The 9,595-nt window shown below is 60.5% G+C and carries 9 protein-coding genes and 3 tRNA genes; 6 read left to right on the top strand and 6 right to left on the bottom strand.

Going from position 1 to position 9,595, the window contains the following annotated elements:
• The 6 genes from RBR25_RS14480 to RBR25_RS14455 form a co-directional block, all read left to right on the top strand.
• The coding region (locus tag RBR25_RS14480; protein ID WP_432820262.1) for a hypothetical protein at positions 1-1,625 on the top strand (1,625 nt) is incomplete at its 5' end.
• Entirely contained in the window at positions 1,622-2,044 is a 423-nt protein-coding gene (locus tag RBR25_RS14475; RefSeq protein ID WP_432820261.1) for a hypothetical protein, read from the top strand. The genes RBR25_RS14480 and RBR25_RS14475, both read left to right, overlap by 4 nt.
• 53 nt (positions 2,045-2,097) lie before the next feature.
• Positions 2,098-2,226, top strand: coding sequence for a hypothetical protein (locus tag RBR25_RS14470; RefSeq protein ID WP_432820260.1), 129 nt, complete (start codon positions 2,098-2,100; stop codon positions 2,224-2,226).
• Positions 2,223-2,420 carry a hypothetical protein gene (locus RBR25_RS14465; protein ID WP_432820259.1) on the top strand — a complete coding sequence of 66 codons (198 nt, stop codon included), beginning with the start codon at positions 2,223-2,225 and terminating at the stop codon, positions 2,418-2,420. The genes RBR25_RS14470 and RBR25_RS14465 overlap by 4 nt, the downstream gene beginning before the upstream one ends.
• Positions 2,421-2,493: 73 nt before the next feature.
• Entirely contained in the window at positions 2,494-2,754 is a 261-nt protein-coding gene (locus RBR25_RS14460) for a hypothetical protein (RefSeq protein ID WP_432820258.1), read from the top strand.
• 1,082 nt (positions 2,755-3,836) lie between these two features.
• Positions 3,837-4,952, top strand: a complete 1,116-nt coding sequence (locus RBR25_RS14455) for a tyrosine-type recombinase/integrase (RefSeq protein ID WP_432820257.1) — start codon at positions 3,837-3,839, stop codon at positions 4,950-4,952.
• A gap of 351 nt (positions 4,953-5,303) precedes the next feature.
• On the opposite strand, the gene RBR25_RS14450 is transcribed toward RBR25_RS14455, so the two are convergent.
• The 6 genes from RBR25_RS14450 to RBR25_RS14425 all read right to left on the bottom strand — a co-directional run bounded on the left by RBR25_RS14450 (position 5,304) and on the right by RBR25_RS14425 (position 9,363).
• Positions 5,304-5,380 (bottom strand) — tRNA-Arg (locus RBR25_RS14450).
• Positions 5,381-5,474: 94 nt separating this feature from the next.
• Positions 5,475-5,568, bottom strand: a tRNA-Ser gene (locus RBR25_RS14445).
• Positions 5,569-5,636: 68 nt separating this feature from the next.
• Positions 5,637-5,722 (bottom strand) — tRNA-Ser (locus RBR25_RS14440).
• An 8-nt stretch (positions 5,723-5,730) separates the two neighbouring features.
• Positions 5,731-7,005, bottom strand: coding sequence for a serine--tRNA ligase (gene serS, locus RBR25_RS14435; protein WP_432820256.1), 1,275 nt, complete (start codon positions 7,003-7,005; stop codon positions 5,731-5,733).
• A gap of 96 nt (positions 7,006-7,101) precedes the next feature.
• A complete protein-coding gene (locus tag RBR25_RS14430; protein ID WP_432820255.1) occupies positions 7,102-7,503 on the bottom strand; it encodes a DoxX family protein in 402 nt (133 codons plus the stop codon).
• Positions 7,504-7,521: 18 nt separating this feature from the next.
• Complete coding sequence (locus RBR25_RS14425; protein WP_432820254.1) at positions 7,522-9,363, bottom strand: UbiD family decarboxylase; 1,842 nt, start codon at positions 9,361-9,363, stop codon at positions 7,522-7,524.
• Positions 9,364-9,595 lie beyond the last annotated feature (232 nt).

The following is a 9,595-nucleotide window of genomic DNA, read 5'->3' as shown; positions in this document are numbered from 1 at the left end:
ACCCCTGGCCGGTTGACGCGCCCCCCGCCCTGCTGATCGAACCGGACCCGGAAGAAATCGACGAAACCCGCCCGGCCCGCCGTCGCCGTCAACGGGACGAAACTGAAGGCCGGGGAGGCCCGCGCCTGTTGGCGCTGCTGGAAGATAGCCCGCTATATTTTGACCCTGTTGGTCAAACCTATATCGAGGTTGGAGGCGAGATTTTCCCCCTGGATGCCAAAAACCCGCGATTGGTTGAAACCGTCGCCGCCCTGTACTACCGAGCCACGGGCCAAACCGCCGGGAAAGACACATTGGCCGCTGCCGTTGCCGTGCTGTCTTACGCCGCCCGCCGGGATGGAACCCCCGCCATTATGGCGAACCGTGCCGCCCGGTTTGACGGGGCGCTTCTGCTGGACCTGGGCAACCGCCGCGCCGCCCGGATCGCCGGGGGAACCTGGCGGATCGTCGCCGCGCCTGTCGGGCTGTTCCGCCCCTGGCCGCACAAGCTGCCCCACCCTGACCCCACAACACCCGGCAACGCGGGCCGCCTGTTCGAATTTATCAACGTGCCGGAAGAGGCCCGGCCCTTTGCCCTGGCTACCCTGGCCGCCTGCCTTGTGCCGGGGATCGCCCGCCCCGCGCTGGTCATTACCGGCCCGCAAGGGTCCGGGAAATCGACCGTTGCCCGGTTTTTCAAGGGGCTGGTTGACCCCGGAAACCCGGCCCTAACCATGATACCGCGAAAGCCCGAGGACCTTGACCTTTTGCTTTCGCGCAACTTCTTTCTTGCCCTGGACAACCTGTCAAACCTGATGCCCGACGTAGCCGACACCTTGAGCGGGGTTATTACCGGGGCCGCCCCGCAACGCCGCAAGCTACATTCCGACGCCGAACTTTTGACGTTGATGGCTGATCTTACGTTGTGCCTCACCAGCATTAGCCGCCTATCGGATCGGCCCGACTTTCTTGAAAGAACCCTGCGGATTCAGCTTGACCGGATCGAAGACGACACGCGCCAAGCGGATGATGAACTTGAAACCGTCTTTGACGCCGCGCTGCCGGAAATCTTGGGGGGTCTGCTGTCGCTGGTTGCCGCCGGGCTGGATCGGCTGCCGAGCTACCGCCCCCCGCGTCTGCCCCGTATGGCGCAATTTGCCCGACTGGCTGCCGCCATTGCCGAAGCCCAAGAAGAGGGCGCCGGGGGCCGCTACCTGGCTGAATTTTTCCGAAACCAGGGGGCGCAACACCTGGAACTTGCCGAAGGGAACCCGTTTTTCGCCGCCATTCTTGAAACCTGCGCCCGGCACGATTACCCCGCCGGGGGATTCAAGGAGGTTTGCGCGAAGCTCAAGGAGATAGCGAACCCGGACCCGAAAGACCGATTCCCGACGCCCCGGAGCTTCCGAAAATCCGTGGAACGGTTGCGCGTACCCCTGGAAACCGCCGGGATCGGCTTTGTGATTGATTCCACCCGGACCGCCAGTGAAAAGGCTTCTATCCGCTTCTTCCCCAAGGAGAAGGCCGCCGAACTGGCCGCCGCCGCTGCCGTTGCGCCGCCGGTTGACCCCTTCGACCCGACGGACCCCGCCGCGCCGCCGGAGCTGTCCGGGCTGATCTTTGGGGATGATGAGTTGCCGTTATGACTTGCCGGGTTGTCTTCATTCGCGCCTTTGATGCCCCCTTGGCCGGGGGAGGAACGCGCCGGATCGCTGCCGGTACTGAGCTTGAAATTGACCCGAACAAGGCCGAAAAGCTGATAGCCGCCGGGATCGCCGCGCCCGTCGCCGCTGCGCCGCTGCCTGATGAACCTTGGCCGCCCGAAGACCCGGAAGCCCTGCCGAAGATCGGCCCGGATGGAGGGCTAAATATCCCGCTGACCGCCCCCCGGCGTTTCCGATGGTGGCAGGGAGGGCAACCGCCCACCGAAACCTTGCGGCAAATATTCGAAGAGAAGGCCGCGATTCTCGAATTTGACGCCGGACTGAGCCGAGACGAAGCCGAGGCTCAAGCCGCACTATTAACCGGCTACACGCCGCCCAACCAGAAGGAGAACGAAGAATGAAATCAACCGATAAAATCCCACCGCAAGCCCGAAGAATTTTTTTCCTGGGAGAAATGCAGGCCGTAAAACGCGAACTCGACCGGCTCGAAAATGAAAAGGAGCGGATCGAATTTGAACTTGAACGCGCCAAGGCCGAACTGGAAGAAATGGCCGCCAATCAGCGAAGGGAGCAAGGCGAATGAGAAAGAAAACCCAAGAACAACCCCGCACACCTGCCGAACAATGCGCGTACCTGGCCGGATGCCGTGACAACCTGCGCCGCCAACTGAAAACGCTGACCAAGGATTTATCCAAGATCGAAGAGGAACTCCAGGCCGCTACCTTCGCCGCCGGTCAATCGCTGGCCGCGCCCGCCGAAATCGACCGCCAGAATTGACCCACAACCGCCGAACGTCCGGCGGGCTATGGTAGAGCATGGCCCGCCGGACCCCACAACGAAAGGGGATCGCATGACCACCCAAACAATCATGGTGCAAATTCTACACGAAGTTACCGGACACCCGAAAAAAGAGCTGCGCCGCCTGATGAAATCAATCCGGGCCGGACTGCCGGACCAAGGCCGGGGCTTCGACCGGGAACACGCCCCCGACGAAGCCGAAGAGCTGTTAAACAAACTTCGCCAAGAGAGGGCCGGGATTCTCCGTTGGCTCCATGAGGGCGCCGCTATGGCCCGCCTGGAAATGATGCCGACCGGGAACACGCGCCATTGATCCTTTCCCCCGCGCCCCCTTCCGGGCATGACGATTGAAAACTTTCAAAGGTCATGGACGCCGCCGGAAGGGAACCGGCCAAGGCCGCGCCGATGCCGGTGAAGCCTTGGCCGGTCTGTTTCTCTTCACCCGCTGCCATGGGGGAGCGCCCGCCGGTCATGAAGGCCCAAGGGGGGCTTGGGTCCTTCCAGGCCCGCCCCCGAACAAGGGAGCCAAGGCCCCGGATTCTGACCCCATGATTTTTTTGAAATATCCCTGGAAGACCGGAAAAACGCCCCCTCGTTTTTGCTCTGCTTTTCCGCCTTCGGTCGAAAGCCGAAAAATCGAAGACCGGCGAACCCGCTTAAAAGCGCCGGTTTCACCCCCCGGCCTTCTGATATACAATCAAAAGCCCTATCGAAAGCATCATTGAAAACGGGGGCTTAGCTGCTGCTGTAATGTGAAATGTAATATCCCGGCGAAAAAAAAGTTTTCCCCTGGGGGGCCGAAAATCGAAAAAAAACCGGAGAGAGAGAGCGCCAAAAAGGGGGGTTACTGCCGATGGAAAAACGGGGGGGGCGCCGAGAGGATCGGGGCCAAGCTGGCGAGGGTCGCCGGGAAGGATCGCGGGGGCTACTCTTCCGCCGCTTCGGGTTGCGGGATTTCGACCCCAAGCCGGTGAAGATAGGATTCAAGGGCCTCTTCGACAATCAGATTAGGGGAACAACCCCGGTCAATCGCAAGATGGCGAACGACCTTGACGATTTCGGGCCGGAGCCGGAAGCCGGTTTGTGTTCTGTTTATGTCACCCTTGGGCCGCGCCATGTTAAGAAAATAGAGCGAACGCCCCAAAGTGTCAACATAATCATATTGACACAATATAATAACGGTATTACAGTTTTAAATATTAACGGTATCAGTAATAACAAAACGCAAAAACAAGGGCGCACGACCGCCGGAGGCAATAGGGCTTAGGAAGGCCGCAAAGGCTTATGCAGGCACCGCCCCGGAGCGCCCCCACCGAGCCAAGGCTAGGAAATGGTCAACCGAAAAGGGGCCTTGCCCCCTGCCTTGGTTTTTATCTTCACAAGCGAGGTCAACCGATGGCGAAAGCGAAGAATAGCAAGGGGATTTATCGGCGGGGCCGGATTTGGTGGATTAACTACATGGGCCTCGACGGTAAACAGCACCTTGAATCGAGCGGGAGCGCCCTTAAAGCTGCCGCTGAATATCTGCTGGCCTGTCGCCGCAAAGCGGTTGCCGAAGGGACCGCCCCGCCGGTCACAAGCCGCCGGACCATGAACACGACTTTTGCCGAGCTGGCCGAACTCTATTTAAAGTTTGTCGCCAATCAAAAAGCCTTTGCCACGAAAAAGGGCTTCATTGCCGAACTGAAAGAAGAGTTTGGCGCCGTGAAGCTGAACGCCCTGACCCTGGCCGCCGTCGAAAGCTGGCAGGCCCGGCTATTGTCGCAACCGAGGCCGGGAAGGGCCGCGAACACGACGCGGGGGCCGCTGGCCGTCGCCAGTGTCAACCGGCGCCTTGCCTGCCTGAAACACATGCTGACCAAGGCCCATGAATGGGAACTGATCGGCAAGGACGCCCTGGACCGCCTGCGCCGCGTCAAGCTGCCGAAGGAAGAGAACCGCCGGGATCGCTTCCTATCCGTTGAAGAGATTCACGGCCTGATCGAAGTCGCCGAACCCCACTTGAAGCCGGTTTTGATTTTCGCCCTAAATACCGGCTGCCGGAAAGGGGAAATCCTGGGCTTAACCTGGGATCGGGTTGACCTGAAACACGGATTCATTAACTTGAACAAGACCAAGAGCGGGGAACCCCGCAACGTGCCGATAAATGGACCCCTGCGGGCCATGCTAAAAGGGCTGGTCCGGCGCCTGGACACGACCCTAGTTTTTTACAACCCCGCTACCGGGGGCCGCTGGCATGAACTGAAACGATCCTTCGCCACCGCTTGCCGTAAAGCGAAGATTCACGACTTCCGTTTTCATGACCTGCGCCATACCTTCGCCAGTCAACTTGTCATGGCCGGGGTTGACCTGACCACCGTTAGCCGCCTGCTAGGCCACGCGAGCTTGACCATGACGCTACGTTACAGCCACCTTGCCCCGGATCACTTGCAAGGGGCGGTTGACGTTTTGGCCCGACTGCAAGGCGCCGCCGGAGCTGGTGAAGAGAAAGCGAAGATCGCCCGGAAGTGAAGCCGGGGAGGATCACCGCCGGAGCGCCCCGGCCCCGCCAGAAAATGACCTTTGAAAAAGCCCTATGACCTTCCGGCGATTGAAAAACCGAAGGTCACAGGGCTTTTTCTTATCAATATCGGGGGCTTATACGGAAAATGACCTTCATGACCTTTGCAACGCCCTATATTTTGTGGTTTGCGTCTGTCGGGTTGCCGGTCGCACCTGGGGAGCCTGCCCCCGGCCCTTCCCTTTTTCACCAGGGGGAGCCGGTCGCGTTACACTTTTTCCCGTTTATTACACTTTACATTACAATCGGCCCCAAAATACGAAAAGGGCCTGACTGGAAACCAGCCAAGCCCTTGATTTTACTGGCGCACCGCGAGAGATTCGAACTCCCGGCCTTCTGATCCGTAGTCAGACGCTCTATCCAGCTGAGCTAGCGGTGCGTGTTGCGAGGGGTGTTTATCGCGCAAATTGCCGCGATTGTCAACTTTTTTTTGACCAGGGCGATTCATGAATCGCCCCTACAAAGGAATTAAATGGCGGAGAGGGAGGGATTCGAACCCTCGGTACGGGTCTACCCCGTACACTCGCTTAGCAGGCGAGCGCCTTCAGCCGACTCGGCCACCTCTCCGTATGCAACTATTCGATTATTGTCGAAGCGGGACGCTTCGAATCCTACCAAGATTTTGCTTAATTAACTGGCGGAGGAGGTAGGATTCGAACCCACGGATCTTTCGATCAACGGTTTTCAAGACCGCCGCCTTAAACCACTCGGCCACTCCTCCGTGGCTTATTAACCTTTAGTGATCCGCTCCAGGCCGCCCAGATAGGTACGCAGGGCCTCGGGAACCAAGACCGACCCGTCGGCCTGCTGGTAATTTTCGAGAATGGCGACCAACGTCCGGCCCACCGCCAAACCCGACCCGTTGAGAGTGTGAACCAACTCGGCCTTTTCCCCGTCCTCCCGCCGGAACCTTATTGCCGCCCGCCGTGCCTGATAATCGCGGAAGTTGGAACAGGAAGAAATCTCTCGGTAGGTAGCCTGTCCCGGCAGCCAAACTTCGATATCGAAGGTACGGGCGGCGGAGAAACCGAGGTCGCCTGTGCAGAGATCAACCACCCGGTAGGGGAGCTTGAGGCGCCGCAAAACCTCTTCGGCGTTGTCGAGCAGCCTGGCCAGTTCGGCGTCCGATTCCTCGGGCTTGACGAATTTGACCAGTTCGACCTTGTTGAACTGGTGCTGGCGAATCAGCCCCCGGGTATCCTTACCGTAGGAACCGGCCTCCTTGCGAAAACAGGGGGTGTAGGCCGTATAGCAAACCGGCAGATCACTTCCCGCAAGGATTTCGTTCCGGTGAATATTCGTGACCGGAACTTCTGCCGTCGGGATGAGAAAAAAATCGGGATCGTCGGTATGAAAAAGATCGTCTTCGAACTTGGGGAGCTGTCCGGTCCCCGTCATGGAGTCCCTGTTTACCATAAAGGGCGGCAAAATTTCAACATATTTGTGCTCGCCGGTATGCAGGTCGAGCATGAAATTAATCAACGCCCGCTCCAGCCGCGCCCCGGCGCCGCGATAGAGGGTGAAGCGGGTGCCGGTGATCTTGGTTCCTCGTTCAAAGTCGAGAATACCCAGGCCTTCGCCGATATCCCAGTGAGACCTGGGCTCGAAATCGAAGGTCGGCAAATCGCCCCAGCGCTTGACTTCGCGGTTATCCTCTTCGGAGGCACCCACCGGCGTCTCTTCGTGGGGTATGTTGGGAATCCGCAGCAGCAGCCCCTGGAGGTCCTCCTCCACCAACTTGAGTTCATCGTCGAGGATCTTGATCTGCGCCGAGACCTCTTTCATGCGGGCGATTTCCCCCTGCACCTGCCCCTTGTCCTTGGTCTGGCCGATGATGGCGGAGACCCGGTTCTTCTCAGCTTTGAGTGCTTCCGATTCACCGAGCAGCTCGCGCCGACGCCGATCGAGATCGGTGAAGACCGCCAGGTTGGCTTCCGCGCCCCGGGTCGCCAGGCGGCGCTGGGCCTCTTCGAGATTGTCCCGCAGATATTTCGGATCGAGCATGGTCGTCCCTCGACTATCAGAACAGAAGGTATGTACGCAAACGAGAGGGGATTTGTACCACCCTTCCCCCGCTCCGTCAACCGGCTAATGCGACGGCTAGCCCCGACCGAAACCGAAGCGCCCCGGCCCGACAAAGAGCAGGCCGAAGAAAACGAAACCGAGTTCGATGGCATGGGAGGCGACCTGCAAACCGTCACCGCGCTGTAGATGCATGGTCACCGCCACCGCCATGATGCCGAGGAGAAGCAGACAGACCGGGCGGAAGACCACGCCGAGGATCAGACAGACGCCGCCGAAAAACTCGCTGAGCGCGGCCATCAGCCCCCAGAAGACAGGGATGACATGGATGCCGAGATAGCCCATGGCCGTCCCCAGGGATTCCCACTTGACCGGACCACCCATCAGCTTGGGCCAGCCGTGAAAAAGGAACATGGCGCCGACGCCGAGGCGCAGCACCAGCAGGCCGAAATCGCGATATCTGCCGAGAAAAGACCACATAAGCCAAGACTCCTTTTTTCAGATGATGCCGTGCAGCGGCCCGCCGGGGGCGCCGAGGGCGTCGACCCGCGCTTCGACGGCGGGGTCTTCGAGCAGCGGCGGCGCGTGGTGCGGTTTGCGGCGGGCGTCGATGACCAGCGCGCCGCGGCATCCCCAGTGGCGGGCGACGGTTTCGCCGCCAATTCCGTAGATGTCGCCGGCCGGATTGGAGCGGGTGAAGGTCGTCCACAGCCAGTTGTCAAGGGTGCGGGCGGCGAACTCGGTGTCGTCGCCGATGACCACCAGGGGAAAGCGGTTGATGGGATGGTCGTCGCCAAAGAATCGGCAGAAGGCCTCGATTGCGGCATCCTCCCGCCCCCGCGATGAGCGGCATTCCGGCCCCTGCACCACCAGCACACCGGGGAGGGCGATGCGGGGGGCAGTGAAGCCTTCAGGCAGACGCAGATCGGACGGAAGTTCCGTCGGCAATTCCCGTCGCTTGTCGCCGCAGGCGGCAATGACCACCTTGGAACCTTCATTGAAACCGCTTCCCGAATAGTCAAGGGTGTCGATGGTGGTGCAGGTCTGGAAGTGCACGTCCCGCCGCCAATCGACCCGCTCCAGCATATGACGGAAAAAAGCCGGGATATCGTGGATATCGAGAGCGGGGTTGTCCTCCCCAGCGCAGAGGAACAGGTACTTGGCCAGGGACAGCTGCCCCTGGCCGAGGACGGCGTTGCCCAGGGTGAGAAGCTCCTGCGGGCGTTTTTCCGCCGCGTAGGGGACGTAGCGCTCGCTGCCGATGGCGAGAAGCAGGGGATGAACCCCGGCGGCGTCGACCGCATGAACAGCGCGGATGCCCGGCAGCACCGTGGGGATCAGCGGCCCGGTCAGTTCGTGGATGAAGGCGCCGAAAGTGGTGTCTTCCTGGGGCGGGCGTCCGACGGAGGTGAAGGGCCAGATCGCCCCCTCCCGGTGATAGACCCGCTCGACCCGCAGCACCGGGAAGTCGTGAGCCAAGCTGTAATAGCCGAGATGATCGCCGAAGGGACCTTCGGGCAGGGTCTTGTGCGGATCGATGGTGCCGGTGATGACGAAATCGGCTTCCGCCGGCATCGGCAAGCCGCCCTCTGGGGCAACCATGGCCAGGCGATGGCCGCCGAGCAGGCCGGCGAAGGCCGTCTCGGGCATCCCTTCGGGCAGGGGCATGACCGCCGCCACCGTCAGCGAGGGCGGACCCCCGACGAAGATGTTGACCTTGAGGGGTTCGCCCCGTTCAATGGCGGCGGCGTGATGGACACCAATGCCCCGGTGAATCTGGTAATGCAGGCCAATTTCCCGGTTCGGCTCATATTGTCCGCCGGAAATCTGCACCCGGTACATGCCGAGATTGGAGTGGCGGAGGCCGGGGCGCAGGGGATCTTCCGAATAGACCTGGGGCAGGGTGATAAAGGCGCCGCCGTCGTCAGGCCAGGATTTGAGCTGGGGCAGCTGGTCGATGGTCGTGGTATGGACAAGAATCGGTCCGCCGGAAACCTTGCGCGGCAGCAGATGCCAGGCTCCGCGGGGGGCGCGCAGGGCATCAAGGGGATGTTTCAGGACATGGGCGGGATTAACCTTGAGGGCGACCAAGGCTTCGATGGTCTTCAAAGTGTCGCGGAAGATGTAGCGGGTCCGCTCCAGAGTCCCGAAGAGATTGCCGAGCATGGGGAAGCGACAGCCTTTGACGTTGGTAAAGAGCAACGCCGGCCCACCGGCGCGGTAGACCCGGCGCTGGATGGCGCCGATTTCGAGGTCGGCGTCAACCTCCGTGGCAATGCGCAACAGCCGACCGGTTTGTTCCAAATCAGCGACGCAGCAGAAAAGATTTCTGTAGCCCATGACACCACTCCCAAAATTCGGTTCTTCCTTTTAAATCCGCGAAAGTATTGCACGATTCAGCGAAGGCGGCAACCAAAAACAGGACTGGCGAGGTTGCCGCCCCCGGTTCCGCGCCGACTGCAGCCCCGACATGATCGAAGCCTGAATAGAAAAATCGCCCACTGCTGATTCTCTTCCGAGAACGGCGAATGGCGGTTAGAAAAAAGCCATAAACGTCATTCGCCGGACCTTT

This window comes from Trichloromonas sp., assembly GCF_034006665.1.
Taxonomy (GTDB): domain Bacteria; phylum Desulfobacterota; class Desulfuromonadia; order Desulfuromonadales; family Trichloromonadaceae; genus Trichloromonas.
This window is presented reverse-complemented; position numbering and strand designations above follow the sequence as displayed.